The organism is Ureibacillus sp. FSL W7-1570 (assembly GCF_038593265.1).
GTDB classification, from domain to species: domain Bacteria; phylum Bacillota; class Bacilli; order Bacillales_A; family Planococcaceae; genus Ureibacillus; species Ureibacillus suwonensis.
The window spans coordinates 768,538-793,731 of record NZ_CP151979.1; the positions used below are offsets into that span (position 1 = coordinate 768,538).

The window sequence follows — 25,194 nt, forward strand, 5'->3', positions numbered from 1 at the left end:
AAATCAAATAATTTTTGAGTATGAAATTTTTACCATTCTATTAAATTCGGCGAAATGCTATAATCCGCTTCTGTTTTGCTTTTTAATTCTTCCAATGTGATATCCTTTGATTTTTCTATTAAGACCATTCCATCTTCTGTAAAATCAAACACAGCCAATTCTGTGATCAAGCGGTCAACCACGCCCTGTCCTGTCAGAGGCAACGTGCACTCTTTCCGAACTTTCGGCTCCCCTTTTTTCGATAAATGCTCCATAATGACAACGACGCGTTTCGCTCCTTGAACCAAATCCATCGCGCCACCCATGCCTTTGACCATTTTTCCCGGGATCATCCAGTTGGCCAAATCGCCTTTTTCAGAAACTTCCATTCCGCCTAAAATGGCCAAATCGATATGTCCTCCACGAATCATGGCAAAGGATTCTGCACTGTCAAAAAATACGGCTCCTTTCACTGCCGTTACCGTCTCTTTGCCGGCATTGATCAAATCCGCATCCACTTCTTCTTCCGTCGGATATGGCCCGATTCCCAGCAACCCGTTTTCGGACTGCAACAACACTTGATAATTTTTTGGGATTTCATTGGCAACGAGCGTTGGCATGCCGATTCCCAAATTGACATACATGCCGTCTTTGATTTCCTTTACGGCCCGCTTGACGATTTTCTCTCTGGTCGTGAGCGTCATCCTTGTTGAACCTCCTCTCTTATGCGCGTCGTCTTTCTCTCGATCCGTTTTTCGTAATGATCGCCAACCAGGATGCGTTGAACGTAGATGCTTGGCGTATGGATTTGATCCGGATCCAATTCACCCACTTCAACCAGCTCTTCCACTTCGGCAATGGTGATTTTTCCTGCCATCGCAGCCAACGGATTAAAGTTTCTTGCCGTTTTTCGATAAACGAGGTTTCCTAATTTATCGCCTTTCCATGCCTTTACAAAAGCGAAATCGCCAACGATGGCCCTTTCCTCAATGTATGTTTTCCCATCGAATACTTTTGTCGGCTTTCCTTCCGCAATTGGCGTTCCGACACCGGTTGCCGTATAGAATGCCGGAATTCCTGCGCCGCCTGCCCGGATTCTCTCAGCGAGCGTTCCTTGAGGTGTCAGTTCGACCTCGATTTCACCATTTAAAAACTGCTGTTCAAAAGTTTTGTTCTCACCTACATAGGATGCGATGATTTTTGAAATCTGTTTGTTGGCTAGTAGCAAGCCTAATCCCCAATCATCTACGCCGCAGTTGTTGCTGACAACCGTTAAATTTTTTGTCCCTTTTCGCAAAATCGCATCGATCGCTTTTTCAGGGATACCGCATAATCCGAAACCGCCGACGATGATCGTATCCCCATCCTTCAATTCTGCAATGGCTTCATCGAAGGATGTAAATACCTTTGACATGCTGCAACGCCTCCTTTTCCTTTCAAGCAAATAGCGTATCCATTCTTTTATATGTGGGAAAAACTATTTTTATACTAATGTTTCATCGAAAAAATAGATTTTAACATTTCAATACGCTATCTCGAAAGGTGAAAATTTTAATGCGTTCAATGCATTATTTTCTCTTTTATACATATTACCTTATTTTTGTCGTTATAATAAAGAATTTTTTACTTACAAAATAAAAAAAAACGGCCAACCGGAAAATAATTTTATTCCAGTTGGCCGATGGGCGTATTTTTTTGGACGGATGATTGATAGAGTTCCAGTAGAAAATGAACTAACATTGCTTATCCAAAGACATTTTAAAATTAACTTTTTCTCTCATAAACGACGTATTGATACGTAAATCCTTCTGTTCCCTTATAAACTTCGCTGGCTGACACCGCTTTCCATTCCTCCCCGTATTCCGGGAAGTATGTGTCCCCTTCAAATGCATGGTCGATATGCGTGATATATAACCGGTCAGCCATCGGAAGCGCCAATTTAAATATTTGTTCGCCACCAATCACCATAATTTCTTCGGCATCGCCTGCCAGTTTCAAGGCTTCCTCGAAACTGGATGCCACTTCAATCCCTTCATGATGGTAATCTTTGTTTTTGGTGATGACGATATTTCTTCTCCCAGGCAGAGGACGTCCAATGGATTCGAAGGTTTTTCTGCCCATGATGAGGGGTTTTCCCATCGTCGTTTCCTTGAAATATTTTAAATCTCCTGGCAAATGCCATGGCATCTGATTTTTATAACCGATTACTCGATTGTTGTCGTGGGCTACGATTAATGAAATCATATTCTCTCTCCTATGTATTTTTTATATTTCTATTTTACCTTGCTTCATTGCCTCATAAACAGGAACATCTAAATCTTAGCAAGGTTTCGCCAATTGAAGCATTTCCACCTCAGTATTAGTTGAACGGTTTGGATATTTTGCAAAAATTTACGGGCATTTCAAGCCTTCTTAAAATTAATAGTGCTTCCTTTACAAAACCTGATACTTATTTTATTTCATCTTGGGGATTTAGGGAATATATTTTGGGGTTATATTATTTTTCTTTGGAAAAATCATAATCCAATTGATATAAGCTTTGCCAAAAAGGGAGGGCAGATTTAAAGATTATATATCTTCTAAATATTCTATTGTTATCAAGAAAGACTTTCTGTCTTCGGATGTAAGGAATTTTAGTTTTAATTAATAAGACATAGAAAAACTTTTGTATCCTCAAAATATCAATATTGAATAAAATCGATTTCTGTCTCCTTATCAAGAAATGAATAGACTTTCGGTCTTTATCAGTATGGAAATTAAATATCAACATGAAAAAGCCATTAACGATGTCCTACTCTCGCGGAGGGCCCCCCAACTACCATCGGCGCGAACTCCGAAGCACGTTGACCGGCTACTCTCGTCAGCTTTGGTAGTCTGGTGTTTATGGGACTCGATTAATCCGTTTTGTGATTTTCTTGTATCCACCATATACCAACTATTTGTGTGAATTAAATTCATCTTCCTGTTAAAAATAGACTTTCTGTCTTTGTCTATGTGGAATTTCAATATGAAAAAATATTAACGACGTCCTACTCTCGCGGAGGGACCCCCAACTACCATCGGCGCGAACTCCGAAGCACGTTGACCGGCTACTCTCGTCAGCTTTGGTGATCTGGTGTTTATAGGACTCGATTAATCCGTTTTGTGATTTTCTTGTATCTACCAAATACCAGCTATTTGTATGAATTAAATTCATCTTCCTGTTAAAAATAGACTTTTCTGTCTTTGTCTGTGTGGAATTTCAATATGAAAAATACTTTAGAGACATCCTACTCTCGCAGACGGCCCCCCAACTACCATCGGCGCGAACTCCGAAGTACGTTGACCGGCTACTCTCGTCAGCTTCGGCGGTCCGATGCTCACGTACCCGACGCTTGCGCTCCGGTTCCTCGCTTCCTTGATCTTCTTGGTCCCCGTGCTTCTCGTCTGCTTCTAATCGGTTTGCCGCTTCACTTTTTGGTTCCTGCTTCTGTATCGCGCCGAGCTGACCTCCGGTCTTTGGTAGTTGGGGGCTTAATTTTGGGCAATAAAAAAACACCACTGCTAAAGTGGTGCTTTTTTGCGAAGCGACGTCCTACTCTCGCAGGGGGAAGCCCCCAACTACCATCGGCGCTAAAGAGCTTAACTTCCGTGTTCGGTATGGGAACGGGTGTGACCTCTTTGCCATCGTCACTTCACCATATTTAGTTGAGAGGTTGTTCTCTCAAAACTGGATAACGGCATTGAAAGCTTTTCTTTTGGTTAAGTCCTCGATCGATTAGTATCCGTCAGCTCCACACGTCACCGTGCTTCCACCTCGGACCTATCTACCTCATCGTCTTTGAGGGATCTTACTTGCTTATGCAATGGGAAATCTCATCTTGAGGGGGGCTTCATGCTTAGATGCTTTCAGCACTTATCCCGTCCACACATAGCTACCCAGCTGTGCCTTTGGCAAGACAACTGGTACACCAGCGGTGTGTCCATCCCGGTCCTCTCGTACTAAGGACAGCTCCTCTCAAATTTCCTGCGCCCACGACGGATAGGGACCGAACTGTCTCACGACGTTCTGAACCCAGCTCGCGTACCGCTTTAATGGGCGAACAGCCCAACCCTTGGGACCGACTACAGCCCCAGGATGCGATGAGCCGACATCGAGGTGCCAAACCTCCCCGTCGATGTGGACTCTTGGGGGAGATAAGCCTGTTATCCCCGGGGTAGCTTTTATCCGTTGAGCGATGGCCCTTCCATGCGGAACCACCGGATCACTAAGCCCGTCTTTCGACCCTGCTCGACTTGTAGGTCTCGCAGTCAAGCTCCCTTATGCCTTTACACTCTGCGAATGATTTCCAACCATTCTGAGGGAACCTTTGGGCGCCTCCGTTACCTTTTGGGAGGCGACCGCCCCAGTCAAACTGTCCACCTGACACTGTCTCCCAAGCCGATCAGGCTTGCGGGTTAGAATTTCAGTACAACCAGGGTAGTATCCCAAGGGCGCCTCCAGGGAAGCTGGCGCTCCCCCTTCTACGGCTCCTACCTATCCTGTACAAGTTGCACCGAAATTCAATATCAGGTTACAGTAAAGCTCCACGGGGTCTTTCCGTCCTGTCGCGGGTAACCTGCATCTTCACAGGTACTATAATTTCACCGAGTCTCTCGTTGAGACAGTGCCCAGATCGTTACGCCTTTCGTGCGGGTCGGAACTTACCCGACAAGGAATTTCGCTACCTTAGGACCGTTATAGTTACGGCCGCCGTTTACTGGGGCTTCAATTCGGAGCTTCGCTTGCGCTAACTCCTCCTCTTAACCTTCCAGCACCGGGCAGGCGTCAGCCCCTATACGTCACCTTGCGGTTTTGCAGAGACCTGTGTTTTTGATAAACAGTCGCCTGGGCCTATTCACTGCGGCTCATCGGGGCTTGCACCCCAATGAGCACCCCTTCTCCCGAAGTTACGGGGTCATTTTGCCGAGTTCCTTAACGAGAGTTCTCTCGCTCACCTTAGGATTCTCTCCTCGACTACCTGTGTCGGTTTGCGGTACGGGCACCTCCCGCCTCGCTAGAGGCTTTTCTTGGCAGTGTGAAATCAGGAACTTCGCCTCCAAAGAGGCTCCCCATCACCGCTTGGCGTTACGGGAAGCGGATTTGCCTACTTCCCCGCCTTGCGGCTTGGACACGCGCGACCAACGGCGTGCTTTCCCTATCCTCCTGCGTCCCCCCATTGCTCAAACGGCGGGGAGGTGGTACAGGAATATCAACCTGTTGTCCATCGCCTACGCCTTTCGGCCTCGGCTTAGGTCCCGACTAACCCTGAGCGGACGAGCCTTCCTCAGGAAACCTTAGTCATTCGGTGGATGGGATTCTCACCCATCTTTCGCTACTCATACCGGCATTCTCACTTCTAAGCGCTCCACCAGTCCTTCCGGTCTGACTTCTGCGCACTTAGAACGCTCTCCTACCACTCGTGCGAAGCACGAATCCACAGCTTCGGTGAACCGTTTAGCCCCGATACATTTTCGGCGCAGCGTCACTCGACCAGTGAGCTATTACGCACTCTTTAAATGATGGCTGCTTCTAAGCCAACATCCTGGTTGTCTAAGCAACGCCACATCCTTTTCCACTTAACGGTTACTTTGGGACCTTAGCTGGTGGTCTGGGCTGTTTCCCTCTTGACCACGGATCTTATCACTCGTAGTCTGACTCCCGCGTCTAAATAGCTGGCATTCGGAGTTTGTCTGAATTCGGTAACCCGAGGTGGGCCCCTAGTCCAAACAGTGCTCTACCTCCAGTATTCGTTACGCGAGGCTAGCCCTAAAGCTATTTCGGAGAGAACCAGCTATCTCCAAGTTCGATTGGAATTTCTCCGCTACCCACACCTCATCCCCGCACTTTTCAACGTGCGTGGGTTCGGGCCTCCAGTGAGTGTTACCTCACCTTCACCCTGGACATGGGTAGATCACCTGGTTTCGGGTCTACGACCACGTACTCTTTCGCCCTATTCAGACTCGCTTTCGCTGCGGCTCCGTCTCCTCGACTTAACCTTGCACGTAATCGTAACTCGCCGGTTCATTCTACAAAAGGCACGCCATCACCCGTTAACGGGCTCTGACTACTTGTAGGCACACGGTTTCAGGTTCTCTTTCACTCCCCTCCCGGGGTGCTTTTCACCTTTCCCTCACGGTACTGGTTCACTATCGGTCACTAGGGAGTATTTAGCCTTGGGAGATGGTCCTCCCGGATTCCGACGGAATTTCACGTGTTCCGCCGTACTCAGGATCCACTCTGGAGAGGATGGATTTTCGACTACAGGGCTGTTACCTTCTACGGCCGTCCTTTCCAGAACGGTTCGTCTAACCCATCCTTTTGTAACTCCGTATAGAGTGTCCTACAACCCCAAGAGGCAAGCCTCTTGGTTTGGGCTGTTCCCGTTTCGCTCGCCGCTACTCAGGGAATCGATGTTTCTTTCTTCTCCTCCAGGTACTTAGATGTTTCAGTTCCCTGGGTGTGCCCTCTTAACGCTATGAATTCACGTTAAGATACTGCTCCATTACGAGCAGTGGGTTGCCCCATTCGGAAATCTCCGGATCAAAGCTTACTTACAGCTCCCCGAAGCATATCGGTGTTAGTCCCGTCCTTCATCGGCTCCTAGTGCCAAGGCATCCACCGTGCGCCCTTACTAACTTAACCTTACGGCTTACGATTTGCTTGCGCCTCGTAACCCTTGATGGTTTGCTTTTCTATCAGAAAAGCGTAAGAACTTTACAGTAAATTTCTTGCTTTCAATGTCGTTTATCCAGTTTTCAAAGAACAAAACTCTTGATTGAAGGCATGAACCTTCAAAACTGAACCCAAAACGTTAATGTTTTCCGTTTATATCCTTAGAAAGGAGGTGATCCAGCCGCACCTTCCGATACGGCTACCTTGTTACGACTTCACCCCAATCATCTGTCCCACCTTCGGCGGCTGGCTCCCGGAGGGTTACCTCACCGACTTCGGGTGTTACAGACTCTCGTGGTGTGACGGGCGGTGTGTACAAGGCCCGGGAACGTATTCACCGCGGCATGCTGATCCGCGATTACTAGCGATTCCGGCTTCATGCAGGCGAGTTGCAGCCTGCAATCCGAACTGAGAGTGGCTTTTTGGGATTCGCTCCCCCTCGCGGGTTTGCCGCCCTTTGTACCACCCATTGTAGCACGTGTGTAGCCCAGGTCATAAGGGGCATGATGATTTGACGTCATCCCCACCTTCCTCCGTATTTGTACGGCAGTCTCCTTAGAGTGCCCAACTGAATGATGGCAACTAAGGACAAGGGTTGCGCTCGTTGCGGGACTTAACCCAACATCTCACGACACGAGCTGACGACAACCATGCACCACCTGTCACCGCTGTCCCCGAAGGGAAGGCCATGTCTCCATGGCGGTCAGCGGGATGTCAAGACCTGGTAAGGTTCTTCGCGTTGCTTCGAATTAAACCACATGCTCCACCGCTTGTGCGGGCCCCCGTCAATTCCTTTGAGTTTCAGTCTTGCGACCGTACTCCCCAGGCGGAGTGCTTAATGCGTTAGCTGCAGCACTAAGGGGCGGAAACCCCCTAACACCTAGCACTCATCGTTTACGGCGTGGACTACCAGGGTATCTAATCCTGTTTGCTCCCCACGCTTTCGCGCCTCAGCGTCAGTTACAGGCCAGGAAGCCGCCTTCGCCACTGGTGTTCCTCCATATCTCTACGCATTTCACCGCTACACATGGAATTCCGCTTCCCTCTCCTGCACTCAAGTCTCCCAGTTTCCAATGACCCTCCCCGGTTGAGCCGGGGGCTTTCACATCAGACTTAAGAGACCGCCTGCGCGCGCTTTACGCCCAATAATTCCGGACAACGCTTGCCACCTACGTATTACCGCGGCTGCTGGCACGTAGTTAGCCGTGGCTTTCTAGTAAGGTACCGTCAGGGCGCAGCCAGTGACTGCTGCGCTTGTTCTTCCCTTACAACAGAGCTTTACGATCCGAAGACCTTCTTCGCTCACGCGGCGTTGCTCCATCAGGCTTTCGCCCATTGTGGAAGATTCCCTACTGCTGCCTCCCGTAGGAGTCTGGGCCGTGTCTCAGTCCCAGTGTGGCCGATCACCCTCTCAGGTCGGCTACGCATCGTCGCCTTGGTAGGCCGTTACCCCACCAACTAGCTAATGCGCCGCGGGCCCATCCTATAGTGATAGCAGAACCATCTTTCAACCCCGAAGCATGCGCTTCGGTGTGTTATCCGGTATTAGCACGCGTTTCCGCGAGTTATCCCGGTCTATAGGGCAGGTTACCCACGTGTTACTCACCCGTCCGCCGCTAACCAATTAAAAAGCAAGCTTTCTAATTGGTCCGCTCGACTTGCATGTATTAGGCACGCCGCCAGCGTTCGTCCTGAGCCAGGATCAAACTCTCCATAAAAGAAAATTTGATTAGCTCAAACTTTTGTCCGTATCCAATCCGTCGACGAGGGTCAACGAATTGGAAAATTTATATCATTAACGTTTCGGTGTTCAGTTTTCAAGGTTCATTTTTACAACAGCTATAATATTTTATATATTTTCTATTTTGTTGTCAACTATTTTTATGCTATTAACAAAAATAAAAACCCTCTATTAAAGCTGGTATTTTATTATACTAACTTCAGCTAAAATGTCAATCATTTTTTAGCATTCCCAGCCGTATCAATGACCGGATAATTAATATATCAAAAACATCCATAGTTTGCAACACTTTTTATCAAAAACAATATAACTTCTATCCAATTAATTTGTTTCCATTATTCAATGATCAGAAAAGGAGGTTTCCTTTTACATAAAAAAGTTTTAACCCGGCATGCCATCAATGGAAAATAAAATTGCCAAATAGGAAGATTGATCGCTAGCAATGAAAAAAGCCACAAAGTTGGTATACATCATTTCCATCCTTTTGTGGCTTTCATTGAATAGTTTAAACCGCAACCGGCGCTTTGATCGTTGGATGAGGATCATATCCTTCAATCGACAAATCTTCCAGTTCGATGTCAAATACCGACTTTTTCTCCGGATTAATTTTTAATGTCGGCAGTGCTTTCGGTTCTCTGGAAAGCTGTTCTTTCACTTGGTCCAAATGGTTCAAATAAATATGTGTATCCCCGAAACTGTGAATGAATTCTCCCACTTCAAGTCCGCATTCGTGGGCAATCAAATGTGTCAATAATGCATAGGAAGCAATATTAAAAGGAACGCCCAAAAAGACGTCTGCACTTCGCTGGTAAAGTTGGCAAGAAAGCTTTCCTTCCGCCACGTAAAATTGGAATAACGTATGGCAAGGAGGCAAGGCCATTTCATCCACTTCCGCCGGATTCCATGCAGAAACAATCAATCGGCGGGAATTCGGGTTCCGTTTGATTTGCTCAATGACGTTCTTTAATTGATCGATTGTTTCCCCATTTTCGCCAGGCCAGCTTCGCCACTGCTTGCCGTAAACCGGGCCCAATTCTCCGTATTGTTTCGCAAACTCATCGTCCGTCAATACTTTCTCATGGAAAATTTTCATTTGCTCGTCCAACACTTTGGCAAATTCTTCATCGTTTGCGGCGCGCAGACCAAAGTCCGTCATATCCGGACCTTCATACTCATCGGATTCCACCCATTTTTTGAATGCCCATTCATCCCAGATATGATTATTATGTTCCAATAAATAACGGATATTTGTATCCCCTTTGATAAACCATAATAATTCACTGGCAATCAATTTAAACGGAACACGTTTCGTTGTTAAAAGAGGAAACCCTTTACTTAAATCAAACCGCATCTGATAGCCGAAAATGCTGATCGTTCCCGTACCGGTTCTATCCTCTTTCTTTACCCCATGTTCTAAAATATATTGCAACAAATCCAAGTAAGCATATTCTGGATGACGCATATCGATACTCTCCCGTCTTATGTAAAATCAAAATAAAACGTTTTTTTCCTCATTCGAGTAAAATTCAATTCTTATCATAACATAAAAGCGACCATAAAAGAGAATGACCAAAATGTGAGCATTAAAATTCATTTTTCTGAAAATTTTGTATACAATAATAATATCCAAATACACTGGGGGGATGTCAATGGCGGAGATTACGATTTATATCGGACTGATTTTGTATACAATTTATTTGACTACACTATGTTTTACCGATTAATGATAAAAGAGGCTGGGACAAAACTAGCTTCAAAATAGGAAAAAGGAGAATTTGAGCCAACTCAAATTCTCCTTTTTCCATTTCTCTCCATTATTTTTGGTCAGTTGATCTTTGTTGGCCGTGTATTTCCGTAAATTCACGGCCATTAAGGCAATCCCCATTTCATTTTCCACCTTCGATTTTCCTCGGACGGAAAATCGAGTGAAACGCAAATTAGCCTTCAAGAATCCAAAAACTGGTTCTACGTCCATTTTACGTTGACGGAAAATAGAACCTGCTTTTTCTTCTGAAAGCTTCGCTCTTACATATTCTTTTTGTCGTTCCCATTTTTCATTCACCATGACTTTTCGGTGGTTGCCTTCCTTTGCTTTTGTACATGAAGAACGGAATGGACATCCCGAACAGTTTTCACATTCATAGATTTTCAATTCTCGTTTGAAACCGGTCTTATCGGTACGTACAGAACGATATCGGAAGGTTACCCGCTGCTGATTCGGACACGTGTAGGTATCACTTTCTTCGTCGTACGTCCAATTGTCTGGATGAAATGGGTTTTGTTTATATTTCTTCTTTTGTTCTTTCTCATACATGGTATATGGAATAAGTGCCTCACATTTTCGATTCGAAAGGATGTCCTCATAGTTCTGTTCACTACCATAACCAGCATCTGCGACAATATATTTTGGCAATGGAAAATAATGCTTCTCAATCTCATTCAAGAACGGAATCAATGTACGTGTATCAGTAGGATTTGGAAAGATGCTATAAGCTAGTGCGTATTGACCTTCTGTTGCGATTTGTACGTTGTATCCAGCCTTCAATTGACCGTTTTTCATATAGTCGTCTTTCATTCGCATGAACGTCGCATCTAAGTCTGTTTTGGAATAACTATTCCGTTCACCCAAGATTTCGAAGTCTTTTTGATACTTTTGTTTACGTAAAATCAAGTCAATCAACTGTTTGTACACTCGCTTCGGATATTTCCGTTCGCTTCTTAATGCTTTTCGTTCTGTGGCATCGGGCGATGCTTCTATCTTTTGGTCATATTCCGTAATCACTTCATCGACTTGTTGCACCATTTGAGCGAGTTCTTCAACGGACAGTTCTCCCTCATTTTCCCGCTCCATTTCAGGGATGATTTCCTTCTCTAACAGTTCGTTGTAGAGCTGATTGGATTTTTCAATTAAGCTTTGGTTGTATTTTTCAATGGATTTCTTCCATACGAAAGTAAATTTATTGGCATTCGCTTCAATCTTCGTACCATCGATAAAAATAGCTTCTTGATCGATTAATTTTTCTTCCACCAGTTGGCAACGGAATTGGACAAAACATTGACGAATTAATTCTTTTACTTCCGGATGTACACGAAAACGATTGATTGTCCGATAACTTGGTTCATAGCCTTGTGCCAACCACATCATCCGAATACTGTCCTTTAAAAGGGCTTCAATTTTCCGACCTGAAAAGACTGATTGGGAATAAGCACACAAAATAATTTTTAGCATCATGCGTGGATGATAAGCAGGACAACCTGTATTTCGAAGAAACGGCTGGAAGGCTTCATCTGGAATACTTTCAACTAAATGGTGAATGTGGAAGGCAATATCATTTTCTTGTAATTTTATTTCTAAATCTAGAGGCAAAACTAATTGATTCATGTTATAATATTTGAACATAAGGACCCTTCTTTCTGTTAGGTTTTGTGTGCTAACTTAATTTTAACAGAAGAGGTCCTTATTTTTTATTGAAAAAATGAAAAACAGCCCATGAAATTTCATTCCAAAATTTCATGGGCTGTTTCCATTTTAGAGGGGGTTTTGTCCCAGCCTCTTTTTCATGTTCCATTAATTATTGACGATTTCTTTTCCTTTGATAAATCCCAAACTTGTCAATAGAATTTTCGCATCCGCATTCAAAATGTTTAATACGTTCTTTCTTTGCAACAATTGCTCTTTCTCTTTTTCCTTCAAATATAATTTTAAACCGCGGACATCCAATTTTTTCGCGTATGTATTGATCACGGTGATTATGTTCATTTCCTTTTTCGTTAACGGCTGTTCAGAAGAACCGAGATTGTCCTTCACAAACTGCAAAATCTCTCTTGCGTTGCTGTTGAGCAAATGGCGATTTTCGTCCACAATATCCAAATTCTGTTCAATGTATTTTCTGGCGGTTGCATATTCCAATGCATCGACCGCCCCATTGATGCAGAGAATCAATTTTTTGATATCCATTACCACTTTACCTCCCAACATATCCAATTATAAAGGTAAAATGGATTTATTTTCAATACCAAATTTAAGAAAAATGATATATAACAACAGTATTGCTTTTAGGTATTATGTCATGCTAAATTCCATAAAAAAACCACCATATTGATGGTGGCAGAATATCGAATCTCCGGTAAAACCGCGATTTTGGAGCAGTGCTCGATGGGAAAGAATAGCATCATCAAATATTAGGACAACCACTTCGGAGGGGTGTCTTTTGAATAGTAGATATCCCCGATCGTATGGTGTGAAGCAAATTGATCTTCATAAGTGTGGTAATGGAAATTGTAGTAGTATCCTTCAAGCGGCCGTTTTTCGGTGCGCACATGGAATCGGAGCAAATCTTGTCCGCTACGGCCATCCGCAATATGAAAGATCCTCTCGGAATAATTTCCCCCCGGCTTCCCGCTGATGGTTAAATATCGTTTTGTCTCATCGTCCAAATTTGCCAAAGCGGATGAAATAATTTGTTCGATCGTTGGAAAAATGCGTTGTTCAAATTCATCTTCAATGACCGGGGCAATTTTTGAACCAAATTTTATGTAAGACTGTTCCTTTGCCAACTGAAGGATGGAATCAATCGGGTCAACCGTTTCCGTGTTTTCATCGGCGAACGATTCTACGGTTTCTTCGGCAACACCAATGTTTTTATAATTGGCGCTTTGTGCCCGGTTCGAATCTTGTCCATTTTCGAGATGATCCCAAATGGAATGGTTCGGAGGAATGATCCCCAATGTCAGTAACGCCACTAAAAATACGAGCGTTTTTTGCCACCACTTTTTCAATCGCTTCACCCACTTTTGTCCAATCTATCAATTACTTACGATTTTTCATGAAAAAGGTTTCCTAATTTATTTTTTCATAGTAAAATATGTTAGGGATTGACCATTGTTTTTTTAAGGAGGGATAAGCATGGCCTCGATTACAATTGCAATCGGATTTATTTTATATTTAGTATACTTAATTTCATTCTGTTTCGCTGAATAAAAAGCTACGGTTTGTGGCTTTTTATTTTTTTCGAAATAGGCACTGCATTGATGTATCAAGGCAGTGCTTTTCTATTTTCTATCTTTTTATCAACTCCGCAATATTCTCAGCCAATTCTCCGACCAGTTGCCGGGCATTCTCCATCGTTTCTTCCAATGCGGCTGGCCCTTTGCAGATGGAAAAAGCCGCGGCCAATCCCAACTCTTTCAATTCTTTTCTCGATAATTCAATGGTACCACAAATTGCAACGACTGGAATATGATAAGGTTTGGCAAAATCGCAAATCCCTTTGATCACTTTTCCGTTGAAGGTTTGTTTATCCAGCTTCCCTTCTCCTGTGATGATGAAATCCGTCGAAGGCAGCAGCCTTTCTAATTGCAACGTCTCAATCAAAATATCAATTCCCTGCCGGATTTTGGTGTCAAAGAGGGCCATAAAGGATACCGGGATTCCCCCGGCTGCACCGGCACCTTCCCGTTTCTTCAACTCCCGATGAAATTGTTTTTCCAGCACGGTTCCGTAATGGCGCAAAATGGCATCGATCTCCTGCACGTGTTCAATTCCCTTTTGTGGGCCGAATACATGGGTCGCTCCCCTCTCACCGCAAAGGGGATTGTTCACATCGGTCGCCAAAATGAATTCACATTCAAACAGCCGCTCGTCCACCTTCCGCAAATCAAGGGAGGCGATCTTCCCTATATCTCTCAAGGATTCAATTTGGACTTGCTTTCCGGCTTCATCCCGGAAAAGGACTCCCAGGGCGGAAAGCATTCCGACCCCCGCATCATTTGTCGCAGTGCCGCCCAGTCCGATGATGAAGGTGCGGCAACCTTTGTCGAGGCCGTGCAAAATGAAATCTCCCACCCCATGGCTGAAAGATTGGTACGGATTCCTTTCCTCCTCTGGCACAAGGGTTAATCCTGTACTTTTTGCCATTTCAATGAAAGCTGTACGTTGCAATGGGTCAATCGCCATTTTCGCACGAATCGTTCTTCCCAAAGGATTTTTGACGTTTACCTGTTCTATTTGAAATGGAAGGACCGAACAAATGCTTTCGAGAAACCCTTCTCCTCCGTCTGAAATCGGCACTTCCAAAACTTCCGCATCCATGACGTTTTCGATGCCTTGGCGAATCGTTTTGCACAGTTCAATGGAAGAAAGGGATCCTTTAAACGAATCCGGCGCCACTAAAATTTTCATTTTCTCCAACCTTTCGTCACAGGGGTAATCGGCTCTTTGCCTGTAAGGACATTGGCGATATTCTTTGCAGCAAGTTCCGCCATTTGGGCTCTCGTTTCCAAAGTGGCGCTGCCGATATGCGGAAGCAGAATGACATTATCCAGTTCCAACAGCCCTTCCACAATTTTCGGCTCATGTTCATACACATCAAGGGCAGCACCGGCAATCTTCCCTGCTTTCAAATGTTCGTACAATGCCTGTTCATCCACAAGCGGCCCACGGGATGTGTTAATCAAATACGCATCCTGTTTCATGAGATTCAATTCATCCCGCCCAATCAAATGGTGGGATTCTTCGTTCAACGGAGCATGGATGGTGATATAGTCGCATTCCCGGAGCAAACGATCCAAGTCTGCATAGGTTGCGTTCAACGCTTGTTCCTTTTCAATCGGAAGGCGGTTGCGATTATAATAGTAAACATCCATATTGAATCCTTTTGCCCTTTCGCAAACAGCGGTGCCGATTCTCCCGAGTCCGATGATGCCGAGCTTTTTGCCGTAGACCAGATTGCCGATGAACAAATGGGGCAGCCATCCCGTAAACTTCCCTTCCCGCACGAACTTGTCCGCTTCCACGATTCTTCTTGCAATGCCAAGAATCAATGCCCAAGTCAAATCGGCTGTGGCATTATTCAATACGTCCGGTGTGTTTGTCACAATCACGCCATGCTTTTCCGCGGAAGCGATATCGATGTTGTTGTAGCCGACGCCGCAATTTCCGATCACTTTCAATTTCGGTGCGTTTTGGAGGATGTCATCTGTGATGAAATTGTTCACCATTGTCAGCACCGCATCATGATCTTGAATTTTATCCAATAAAGCTTGTCCGTTCAGCGTCTCTTCCTTCTCCCAAACTTCCACTTCCCCGACAGATTTTAATATATTAAGTGCTGAATCACTGATTTTGCTTGTCACAAAAATCTTCACCATTCTATCACTCCCCCAATTTTAATATTCTTTATTTCCGTCATGATTCCTTTAAAGTTGGGCGAAACTTTTTACTATGGGGCCCGTATAAAGTAGAAAGCAAAATAACGATAGGAGAATGAACGTTGGAGACACAAGAGCAATTGTTGGGCTATTTGAAAGAAATTGAAGCTTGGGAAAAGGATCAAAAAGATTTATTTTTCTGGGAAAAGCTCGGCAGAATCCCCTTTAAAATTTTGGACAAGTTGACGCCGAAATCCATTCAGCGGACAATTGGAAAATTGGTGGATGAGTTGGGAAGCTACATCCAAACAGGCGGGCGATATTTGGTCAGCGAGCAGGCCATCATCAAAAGGATCAACAAGTTTTCATCATATAAAAATATTCAGTCGATCGAAGAGATAAAAAAATTGCCGATAGACGACATGATGAAAATTACGGAACAACTTGGGAAAAACCGGGCTGCAATCGCAACGGTGCAAGGGGCTTCCACCGGAGTCGGCGGATTATTCACACTTGTTGTCGATATCCCGGTGATTTTGGGAATCTCTTTGAAAACGCTGCAGGAGATTGCCATGATTTACGGATACGATCCAAATGATAAAAGGGAACGCATTTTCATCGTGAAATGTCTGCAGTTCGCCAATGCGGACATCGTCGGAAAGGAAGCGATTTTGAAGGATTTATGGAAAGGGAATGAACATAAAGCTTCCACTGACATGATTCAGCAGTTGAAAGGATGGCAGGAAGTATTTTATTCTTTCCGGGATCAATTCGGCTGGAAAAAGTTTTTCCAAGCGATTCCGATTGCCGGCATTGTGTTCGGCGCCTTTGCCAATAAAGGCATGATTGAAACCATTGCCGAAACGGGAAACATGTTGTACCGGAAAAGAAGAGTGTTGGATCGGTTGAAGGAGATGGAGGAAGAAATAGAATAACTTCCACAATGCCTTAGTTTTGAGTGGTCGTAACTAAGGCGTTTTTTATTATGAGATGGAGGATTCTGTGCGAGGTTGAGCGTATAACATGGGGATTAATTGCGAATGTGGTGTTCCAACTGTTCAAGGGGAACACCTATCTGAGCGAGGTTGTGCTTTATCCAAGCACGTCAAATATCTATACGGACGAGTTGAGGGGTTATCCGAGCAAGATGGGATGTTATCCGAGCAAGCGGACACTTTATCCGAGCAAGATGGGATGTTATCCGAGCAAGCGGACACTTTATCCGAGCAAGATGGGATGTTTACGAGCAAGCGGACACTTTATCCGAGCAAGCGGGATAGCCATCCGAGCAAGTCGGTGCTCTATTGTCGCATGTTGTCCCTTTATCTGCATATGGGATGGGATAAATCAACCGCTCCATGAAAGTTGTATCTGCGCAAAACTTGCTAGCTTACAAAAAAGTTGTATCTGCACTAAAAGCCTATCCATCCGCACCAAAACAGTGTTCATTCCCCCATAAAAATCCTCCTACGCCAAATCATTCATCCCACAAGAAACCATCCGAAATAAAAAAGAGCGAATGAATTCCTCCGCTCTTTTTCAATCACAATACATCTATTTTCCCAACACCCCAAAATGAAACTTCGATGTGAGGCGCACCTTCCGCTCAAAACCGAAGTCTTCAAAATGGGTGGAACGGAAATGGGCTTTCAACACAACCCGCTTCTTCGCCACACGGTAGGCTTCCCTCACCCATTCCTCCGTCAATGGATGGTGGCTGCCCACTTCCCGTAACGATTCAAAGTTGATGGATTCTTCTATCAACTGTTCGAACATCGGATCCAGATAGACGACATCAAAGGATTCATCTGGTTGCCGCTTCAAAAATCCGACAGCTTCCCCATGAATGACCTGAATCCGCTCCATCGCCTGTTTCAAATCGGAATCCGCCGTTTCATATTCCTTCAATCCCCGGCGGACGATATAGGCGATAACGGGATCGACTTCCAGGCCGGCCACTCTGCCCTTTTCCCCAACCGCGTAAGATGCGACGATGGAGTCCGAGCCGACCCCTAATGTACAATCAAGAAAGGAATCGCCGTTTTGCAACGCACAAGCTTCCAAAAAAGGTTCCGTTTCCCCTCTTTGCAACCGCTTCAAACGGAAAGCCGCCGTGTCGGGATGAAAAAAGAAAGGCGTAGAAGAGCCTTTCCCATAATACTCCAACCGGTTTTTTCCGGCTACGATCACATTGGCATCATAGATTTCGCTCAATTTGGCCACTGAACGTTTCTTTCTGGGTACAACTTGTAGATTTAATTCCTCACTCACTAGTTTTGCCAGTTGGAAAGATTCCTCATCAGGTCTCCCCGCTGTCGTGACGATTACGCGCCGCATGCCTGTTTCAACACGCCCACGATATGGTCACGGATTTGTCCCACTTCATACCCTTCGATTTGTTCTCTTGGAATGAAGTATTCCAATTGGCCATCACGCAAAATGGCAATGGATGGAGAGCTTGGCGGAATCTCTTCAAAATAGGAACGCATCGCGGCAGTCGCTTCACGGTCTTGTCCCGCAAACACCGTCACTAAATGATCCGGTTTGATTTCTTTGATGGCTTCCCGAACTGCCGGTCTAGCGCTTCCCGCAGCACAGCCGCATACCGAGTTGATCACCACAAGAGAAACTCCCTTTGTCGTTGCCATAAACTCATGCACTTCATCCGCCGTTGTCAATTCTGTAAATCCGGCATCCACCAATTCCTGACGCATCGGTTGGACGATGGCTTTCATATATTCTTCATAAGCATTCATCGTTTCGCACCCCTTTATATTTTTTGGTAAATACAATTATATCAAGGTTTTCACCATATTCATAGGAATTTGATTTTCATAGTATTTCCGTTTTTTGTGACTTGAATGTTTGGAATACGAGAAAATCAACTTTTAAATCGGTTTTACATATAGAAGGAGATGAATTCAATGCCCGATCAAACAAGTGATAGATAATCATACAGAGAATGCAATAATAAAACTCGGTCACAATTGCCACATGACTAAACAAGTGCACATTCAGAATTTTGAAAAGTAAAAAAACGAAATTACCATATATTTACCAATTTAACTAATATTAAACATATTATATAATCGTATTATCAGTTAAACAGACGGAGGTTCGGATCTATTGGAAATAAATTTAACATTTCTCATTTTGATGATTTTTTTCCTGCTGTTTGCCCAATATGTAATTATTGAAACCGCTGTAAGAAGGGGAATTGATGCTTCGGAAACCAATAGAATATTAGAAAAAATGGCAAAAATCATTCAAGAATCAAATTCCGAATATAAGGAATCCGAAGAACCAATAAGTAAAGACGACAAAAATGAACATAAGAATTAATAAAAAAGGAGAATCTGATTTCACTTCCATTCTCCTTTTTTCTATATCAAAGCCAGTTTCATATCTGCATCTAAATATACGGCCACCTTCAAAATTGAACTAGAAGGCGCCCCTTCTGATGAAAAGGTCTTATGCATACCGTTCAACAATTGCCTGGCATATGCGGAGTGCCGCCTTTCCATCCCCGAACACCTGAGATTGCGTTTCATTCAGTGAGTCCAAATTCCGCGAGGCCTTTTCCAGAATCGACTGGATGTTGATGGGGCATAGACAATTCCAGCCATTTTCCAACGTTTCAATCCATTCCGTCTCATTCCTCAACGTGGTGCATGGGGTTTTCAATAGATAGGCTTCTTTTTGTAGGCCGCCGGAATCGGTGACAACCATATAAGCGTTTTTTGTCAAATACAACATCAGCAAATAACCCACCGGCTGAATGATGATCACATTTTCAAACGAAATGTTCAACTCCCCCACCAATTTTCGTGTTCTTGGATGCAGCGGGACAAGAACGGGTTGATCCAACATTTCAAGCGCGGTGAAAATGCATTTCAACTTCATCAAATCGTCGGTGTTTTCCGCCCGATGAACCGTGGCAAGATAATATTCTTTTTCCTTTAATTGAGGCAGATGCGGATTATCGGCTTTCAACACTTCCAGCCATTTTCCATTTGAATAAAACTTATTTGAAAGATTCATGAACCGATTGACCGCATCGGCCATGATATCCCCCGTCAACAGGACCCCGTCCAAGATCCCTTCCCTTTTCAAATTCTCCACGGCCGTTTTTGTCGGACAGAATAACAGATCCGAAATATGGTCCGTCAATATCCGGTTTTGTTCTTCCGGCATTTGTTTATTGTAGCTCCTCAACCCCGCTTCCACATGGAAAACAGGAATATGCAATTTGCTTGCCGCCAGAGCACCTGCCAACGTGGAATTTGTATCTCCGTAAACAAGCACCCCGTCCGGCTTTTCTTTCAAAAGCACCTGCTCGATTTTTTCAAGCATCCTCCCCGTCTGATACCCATGACTGCCGGAACCGACACCCAAAAAATAGTCCGGTTTCGGAATCGCAAGTTCTTGGAAGAAGATGTCAGACATATTTTCATCGTAATGTTGCCCCGTATGGATGATGATTTCTTTATGCCCCTTCCGAAACATATCTGAAAACGGGGCGGATTTGATAAATTGCGGACGTGCGCCGACAATGGTGACCAGTTTCAACCAAGATCCACCTTTCCGGAAAATGAGTTTCTAAACTATCTTATGTCTAGCTGCAAATGTTGTGACTCTCTATTTTTTATTGAAATATTAGGAAAATGAATCAGCTCTTATGGAAGATGAAACATAGCATAGGATGATGAAATGAAATAGATTTTTGGAGGAATCCGGATGAAAGTTTGCAAATTGATCAGGAAACATTCTTTCAAAGATATCCGCGTCTTTGAAAAGGAAGCGATCAGTCTGAAAAAATTGGGATACGATGTCACCATTGTGGCCGGAAAAACGAACGGTGCCGTTTTTGAACCGAATCTGAAAAGAATCAAAGATCCAACTTTTAATCAAGACCAATTTGAATATAAAGGCATCAAGTTTTTAACCTATGACATCAAAAATATGTATAATCCCCATATCGGCAAAATGGTCAACAATTTGGAAATGGATACGCAAAATTATTTTGTTGACAAGTTGTATGAACGGGCGTTGGCTGTCGAAGCCGACATTTATCACGCCCATGAATTGCACACGTTGTATGAAGCCGTACAGATTAAAAAAGTTCTCCGAAAAAAAGGGAAAAACGTAAAAGTGATCTATGACGCCCATGAGCTGGAGCAAAACAGCAAATTGCTGAGATTATTGATGAAGGAAGTGGATCATCTCATAACCGTTTCCGATTCCATTAAAAATATTTATCAACGAAGATATCCAGGCGTGCCCGTCACCGTCATCTACAACTCCCCTTTATACCAGCAGGAATTGCCAAAGGATGAACATTTTCAGCACTACTTTGTCATTGCCTATGAAGGCGTTGTGCAGTATCAAAAAGGGAATCCGAAAAAAATATTACAAATCGCCGATCTTTGCAAAAATTCGATGAAAAATTTCCGATTCGATATTATCGGCTATATCGATCCGACCATTTCGTATAATGAAAAGAAATTGATCAGCGGTCATCCTGCAATCCATTGCAAATGGGTGGAATATGAAAACCTGCCCAAAGAATTGAATCAAGTCCATGCAGGTTATATTTACTTTGATATCAGGAATATAAACAAAAAATACGCCTTGCCCAACAAGTTTTTCAGCTTTTTGAATAACGGCATCCCTGTCGTAGTGAATCGGGCAATGGACATGAAAAATATCATTGAGAAACATCAATGCGGCATCGTGATAGATAAAGACGATCCAACCGCCGAAGAATATGTTGAACAGTTTTTACGCTTATACAAGGATCGGAAAATGCTTGCCCGGATGAGTAAAAACGCACGGGAAGCGATGAAAAACCATTATTGTTGGGAGAAGATGGAAGAGCGTTTGGCTGCAATTTACAAAGGGCTGAAATAATGGCCCCATACGAAAGAAAAACCACTCATCATGAGTGGTTTTATCTTTCACAAGCCCATCCGTCGTCGTCCCGGTCCAATTTCGTTTGATAAGCGGAATGGGTGGAAGGAACTCCATTTGTGCCCTCCCCATTCCTGCAAAAACTACATAATTATAAATAAACAAATTTTATTGGAAAGGGAGGGTTGAAAATGATGCAACCACGAAAATCTTTATTCGGCATTTGCTATCCCGGTTACCGTTATTGCGGACCAGGCTGTTCCGGTCCGGGTGCCCCGACAAATCCTGTCGACTATTGCTGCATGCAACACGATTACTGTTACCGAATGTATGGACCATCAAGATTTTGTGATGATCTGTTCCAACAATGTCTTGCCCCTTACCAACATCCATATTTTGGAAAAATGGCAAAGGATGCCCGATTTTTTTCCCGTGTCATGAGATTGCGCAATATCTTTTTCTAACACCAGTCAAAGGACGTTTTCAAGCGTCTTTTTTTATTCAGTAGAATTTGATTCCTCTTTAGTGTTTGTTCCCTCTAAAAGAATATCCACTAAATAAACGTTAAAAACCGTTTATTTTGGTTGATAAATTTGATTGATTGTAGTATAGTACATTACGTGAAACAAATGACCAATTTTGTCATTTGGTCAGTTTTTGATTAATGGAGGTGAATCCAATGGCGATCGACCGAAAACAATTAATCCTGGAAGCTGCGAAAAAATCCTTCTCCTTATTTGGCTATAAGGCGACAACGATGGATCAGGTGGCGAAACTGGCCAATGTCGGCAAAGGAACCATTTATACATTCTTCAAAAGCAAAGAAGAAATTCTGGATGAAATTGTCACTTCCCTGATCCGGGACATGAAGGCCGAAGCGGAAAACGCCATCGATCCAAATAGCCGCTTTGATGAAAACATCCATCGTGTTCTGATAAGGCTTTTGGAATTCCGGAAATCCCATCAGCTCACGATCAAGCTTTTCCAAGAAGAGAGAGAAATTGGAACAAAAGCGGTTGTGGATGTCATTCAGCGGGTGGAGCAAGCCATCATTGACTATATGAAAGGGATTATTCAGGATGCCATTGACCGTGGTGAAATCAAAGAATGCAATCCGGAAATCACCGCCTTTGTCATGCTGAAAACTTATGTGGCCTTAATATTTGATTGGGAACAACATCACCCGCCTTTGGACAAGGAAGAAATGTCCGATTTGTTTAAATTATATTTCTTTGAAGGATTATCGAAATAACTTTTCATTGAAGGGACTCAATTTCAGGAGGGCCCTACATATTTGCTGCAAAATGACCAAATGAACAAAATAGTCATTACTTCTAGGGGGTAACAATGTGAAAAAATCGTCTTTTTTGGCGGAACTAAAATTCCTTCTTACAAACAAAAAAGTGCTCATTTCGGTGATCGCCGTCGCGCTAGTACCTTTGCTTTATGCCGGAATGTTCATCTGGGCATTCTGGGATCCATATGCCAACTTGAACGACTTGCCTGTTGCGGTCGTCAATGAAGATGAAGGCGCAGAATTCGAAGGCGAAAACTTGCAAATCGGGAAAGAACTCGCCGATAAGCTGGAAGACAGCGATGAGTTTGAATTCCATGTGGTTTCCAAGGAAGAAGGATACAAAGGCCTTGAAAACCGGGATTATTATTTGCTTGTGGAAATTCCGGAAAACTTCTCTGAAAATGCAACAACCATCCTCGATGATGAGCCGAAAAAATTGGAAATCAAATATGTGCCAAATGAAAGCACCAACTTCCTTTCAGCCCAAATCGGAGAATCTGCCATGAAAGAAGTGAAAGCGGAAATCTCCAAAAAAATCATTGAAACTTATGCGGAAACAATGTTTGATTCCATCACGGAATTGGCGGATGGCTTGAATCAGGCAAGTGACGGTGCAAGCCAATTAAAAGATGGGATTGCTAAACTCGACGACGGTTCCAAAACATTAAGTGAAAATCTTGCCACATTGGCATCCAAAATGATCGAGTTCAAAGAAGGCGTGAACACTGCTGCCACTGGTTCCAATTCCATCGCCTCCGGTGCCGGCCAATTGAAAGATGGCCTAAAACAAGTGAATGATAATCTTCCAGCGCTGGTGGATGGAACTTCCCAAGTGAAAAATGGCGTCAAACAAATGAAAGACCAACTGCCAGCTCAAGTGGCGGAGGGAATTTCAGAAAATCTCAAAGACAGTGTTAAAGACATCAGTGCTGGAATCGACCAATTGGAAACCCAATTGTCCAGCGAATTATCAACTCAATTGACAACCGGAATCGTCAACGGTCTATCCGGCCAATTGGCGGAACAAACGGTTTCAAATCAATCCCAAACATTGGCGCAAATCAAATCCGCCCTTGTGGCAAACGGCTATATGACGGAAGCGCAAGCGGATGCCTTTATGGCGAAAGTCGCAAGCAATTCACCTTCGAAAGAACAAATCGAAGCGCAATATAAAACTTCATTGCAAGCCCAATTGGAGCCTCAAATATCCGAAGGCATCAGCAAAGGGCTCAACCAAGGATTGACGCAATTTGAAACGTCATTGACAAACCAATTGCTTGGTTCAGCTGACGGCATTGAAGAGAAATTGAAAGCCCAAACTGCCCCAGCCTTTGATCAATTGATTGCCGGTCTTGACCAAATCAACTCCGGTGAACAAACATTGCAAAGCGGGGTAAGCAAACTTTACAACGGTTCCGTTGCATTGAACAATGGCGCCAATGAATTGACTGCAGGCATGAACAAACTTTCTGACGGTGCCAGCCAGCTTCAAGATGGCGCAGGAAAACTTTCTGACGGCGCAAATCAATTGACATCCGGCGCGGATAAATTATTGGACGGTTCAACAGAACTTGCCGACAAACTCGCTGAAGGCGCTGAAAAAGCAGGCACAGTGAATGCCAACGATGACACTTATGATATGATGGGTGAACCGGTCGTTGTGGATAAAGAACCTGTCAATGAAGTGCCAAACTACGGTACAGGTTTCTCTCCATACTTCATGTCGCTCGGCCTATTCGTCGGAGCATTGATGCTTTCCATCGTCTTTGAATTCAAACGACCAGTGATCCGTCCTAAAAACCCATTCGCCTGGTTCGGAAGCAAATTCGGCGTTGTCGCAATCATCGGTTTGATCCAAGCGTTACTGGTAGATTTCATTCTGTTGGTTGTATTAAAACTTGAGGTTGAGAACTTACCGTTATTCATCTTAACGTCCATAATTGTCAGCTTCGTATTCATGGCGTTGATCCAAATGCTTGTTACATTGTTGGGCGACACTGGCCGATTTATTGCAATCATCGTGTTGATTTTGCAATTGACGACAAGTGCCGGAACGTTCCCGATGGAATTGTTGCCAAACGCCTTGCAACCAATCAACGCATTATTGCCAATGACTTATACAATCCAAGCCTTCAAAGCGGCCATCTCAAGCGGAGATATCTCCTACTTGTGGCACAACAACTTCATCCTATTGGGTTACATGGTGGCCTTTATGTTGCTTACAACCGCCTCTTTGGCCATTTCATTCAAACGTCAGAAAGATGTGGAAATGGTGGCTGTGATGCAGTCTCATGGGGATGAAGAATGATTTCTTGGAAGAGTAAATAAAGATGTTAAAAGAAAAGGATAGATGCACGGGGAGCCTGTGTGTCTATCCTTTTTGTTTGGGGCGTGAAATTGATTTAATCGGTCATTAAAAATGTT

General features: G+C 43.9%; 19 protein-coding genes and 3 rRNA genes. 7 read left to right on the top strand and 15 right to left on the bottom strand.

Annotated elements, in window-relative coordinates:
- Positions 1-29: 29 nt before the first annotated feature.
- The 12 genes from NST13_RS03810 to NST13_RS03865 all read right to left on the bottom strand — a co-directional run bounded on the left by NST13_RS03810 (position 30) and on the right by NST13_RS03865 (position 15,563).
- The gene (locus NST13_RS03810; RefSeq protein WP_342469331.1) at positions 30-683 is read right to left on the bottom strand and encodes a CoA transferase subunit B; all 654 of its coding nucleotides are present in this window, start codon (positions 681-683) and stop codon (positions 30-32) included.
- The gene (locus NST13_RS03815) at positions 680-1,393 is read right to left on the bottom strand and encodes a CoA transferase subunit A (RefSeq protein WP_342469330.1); all 714 of its coding nucleotides are present in this window, start codon (positions 1,391-1,393) and stop codon (positions 680-682) included. The genes NST13_RS03810 and NST13_RS03815 overlap by 4 nt, the downstream gene beginning before the upstream one ends.
- A 350-nt stretch (positions 1,394-1,743) precedes the next feature.
- Positions 1,744-2,223, bottom strand: a complete 480-nt coding sequence (gene folA, locus NST13_RS03820) for a type 3 dihydrofolate reductase (protein WP_342581458.1) — start codon at positions 2,221-2,223, stop codon at positions 1,744-1,746.
- A 1,317-nt stretch (positions 2,224-3,540) separates the two neighbouring features.
- A 5S ribosomal RNA gene (gene rrf, locus NST13_RS03825) occupies positions 3,541-3,656 on the bottom strand.
- A gap of 60 nt (positions 3,657-3,716) precedes the next feature.
- A 23S ribosomal RNA gene (locus NST13_RS03830) occupies positions 3,717-6,643 on the bottom strand.
- A 195-nt stretch (positions 6,644-6,838) separates the two neighbouring features.
- Positions 6,839-8,391, bottom strand: a 16S ribosomal RNA gene (locus NST13_RS03835).
- The 16S, 23S and 5S rRNA genes sit together here, the layout of an rRNA operon.
- 528 nt (positions 8,392-8,919) lie before the next feature.
- Positions 8,920-9,876: a thymidylate synthase gene (locus NST13_RS03840; protein ID WP_342469327.1), complete on the bottom strand. Its 957-nt coding sequence runs from the start codon at positions 9,874-9,876 to the stop codon at positions 8,920-8,922.
- Positions 9,877-10,167: 291 nt separating this feature from the next.
- Positions 10,168-11,814, bottom strand: a complete 1,647-nt coding sequence (locus NST13_RS03845) for an IS1182 family transposase (protein ID WP_342581459.1) — start codon at positions 11,812-11,814, stop codon at positions 10,168-10,170.
- A 168-nt stretch (positions 11,815-11,982) separates the two neighbouring features.
- Positions 11,983-12,372, bottom strand: coding sequence for a hypothetical protein (locus NST13_RS03850; protein ID WP_342469325.1), 390 nt, complete (start codon positions 12,370-12,372; stop codon positions 11,983-11,985).
- 224 nt (positions 12,373-12,596) lie between these two features.
- Complete coding sequence (locus NST13_RS03855; protein WP_342469324.1) at positions 12,597-13,202, bottom strand: YpjP family protein; 606 nt, start codon at positions 13,200-13,202, stop codon at positions 12,597-12,599.
- A 271-nt stretch (positions 13,203-13,473) separates the two neighbouring features.
- Positions 13,474-14,595: a glycerate kinase gene (locus NST13_RS03860; protein ID WP_342581460.1), complete on the bottom strand. Its 1,122-nt coding sequence runs from the start codon at positions 14,593-14,595 to the stop codon at positions 13,474-13,476.
- Complete coding sequence (locus tag NST13_RS03865) at positions 14,592-15,563, bottom strand: D-glycerate dehydrogenase (protein WP_342469322.1); 972 nt, start codon at positions 15,561-15,563, stop codon at positions 14,592-14,594. Before NST13_RS03865 ends, NST13_RS03860 begins: the two co-directional genes overlap by 4 nt.
- Positions 15,564-15,685: 122 nt before the next feature.
- Between NST13_RS03865 and NST13_RS03870 the strand changes: the two genes are divergently transcribed.
- Complete coding sequence (locus tag NST13_RS03870; RefSeq protein ID WP_342469321.1) at positions 15,686-16,498, top strand: EcsC family protein; 813 nt, start codon at positions 15,686-15,688, stop codon at positions 16,496-16,498.
- 88 nt (positions 16,499-16,586) lie between these two features.
- Positions 16,587-16,925, top strand: coding sequence for a hypothetical protein (locus tag NST13_RS03875; protein WP_342581461.1), 339 nt, complete (start codon positions 16,587-16,589; stop codon positions 16,923-16,925).
- Positions 16,926-17,117: 192 nt separating this feature from the next.
- On the opposite strand, the gene NST13_RS03880 is transcribed toward NST13_RS03875, so the two are convergent.
- Both NST13_RS03880 and NST13_RS03885 read right to left on the bottom strand, forming a co-directional pair.
- Positions 17,118-17,900, bottom strand: coding sequence for a class I SAM-dependent methyltransferase (locus NST13_RS03880; RefSeq protein ID WP_342581462.1), 783 nt, complete (start codon positions 17,898-17,900; stop codon positions 17,118-17,120).
- Positions 17,888-18,319: a BrxA/BrxB family bacilliredoxin gene (locus NST13_RS03885; protein WP_342469319.1), complete on the bottom strand. Its 432-nt coding sequence runs from the start codon at positions 18,317-18,319 to the stop codon at positions 17,888-17,890. The genes NST13_RS03880 and NST13_RS03885 overlap by 13 nt, the downstream gene beginning before the upstream one ends.
- Before the next feature lie 370 nt (positions 18,320-18,689).
- Between NST13_RS03885 and NST13_RS03890 the strand changes: the two genes are divergently transcribed.
- Positions 18,690-18,905 (top strand): hypothetical protein, encoded by a 216-nt coding sequence (locus tag NST13_RS03890; protein WP_342469318.1) that lies wholly within the window; start codon positions 18,690-18,692, stop codon positions 18,903-18,905.
- A gap of 129 nt (positions 18,906-19,034) precedes the next feature.
- Here NST13_RS03890 and wecB read toward each other — a convergent pair whose 3' ends face one another.
- Positions 19,035-20,132 carry a UDP-N-acetylglucosamine 2-epimerase (non-hydrolyzing) gene (wecB, locus tag NST13_RS03895; protein ID WP_342581463.1) on the bottom strand — a complete coding sequence of 366 codons (1,098 nt, stop codon included), beginning with the start codon at positions 20,130-20,132 and terminating at the stop codon, positions 19,035-19,037.
- Positions 20,133-20,300: 168 nt separating this feature from the next.
- On the opposite strand from wecB, the gene NST13_RS03900 reads away from it, so the two are divergent.
- The 4 genes from NST13_RS03900 to NST13_RS03915 all read left to right on the top strand — a co-directional run bounded on the left by NST13_RS03900 (position 20,301) and on the right by NST13_RS03915 (position 25,078).
- Positions 20,301-21,473, top strand: coding sequence for a glycosyltransferase (locus NST13_RS03900; RefSeq protein ID WP_342469316.1), 1,173 nt, complete (start codon positions 20,301-20,303; stop codon positions 21,471-21,473).
- A 194-nt stretch (positions 21,474-21,667) separates the two neighbouring features.
- Complete coding sequence (locus NST13_RS03905; RefSeq protein WP_342581816.1) at positions 21,668-21,937, top strand: Parvovirus coat protein VP1-like protein; 270 nt, start codon at positions 21,668-21,670, stop codon at positions 21,935-21,937.
- Between the two features lie 215 nt (positions 21,938-22,152).
- Complete coding sequence (locus NST13_RS03910; RefSeq protein WP_342469313.1) at positions 22,153-22,725, top strand: TetR/AcrR family transcriptional regulator; 573 nt, start codon at positions 22,153-22,155, stop codon at positions 22,723-22,725.
- A gap of 97 nt (positions 22,726-22,822) precedes the next feature.
- A complete protein-coding gene (locus NST13_RS03915) occupies positions 22,823-25,078 on the top strand; it encodes a YhgE/Pip domain-containing protein (RefSeq protein ID WP_342469312.1) in 2,256 nt (751 codons plus the stop codon).
- The last annotated feature ends 116 nt before the right edge of the window (positions 25,079-25,194 follow it).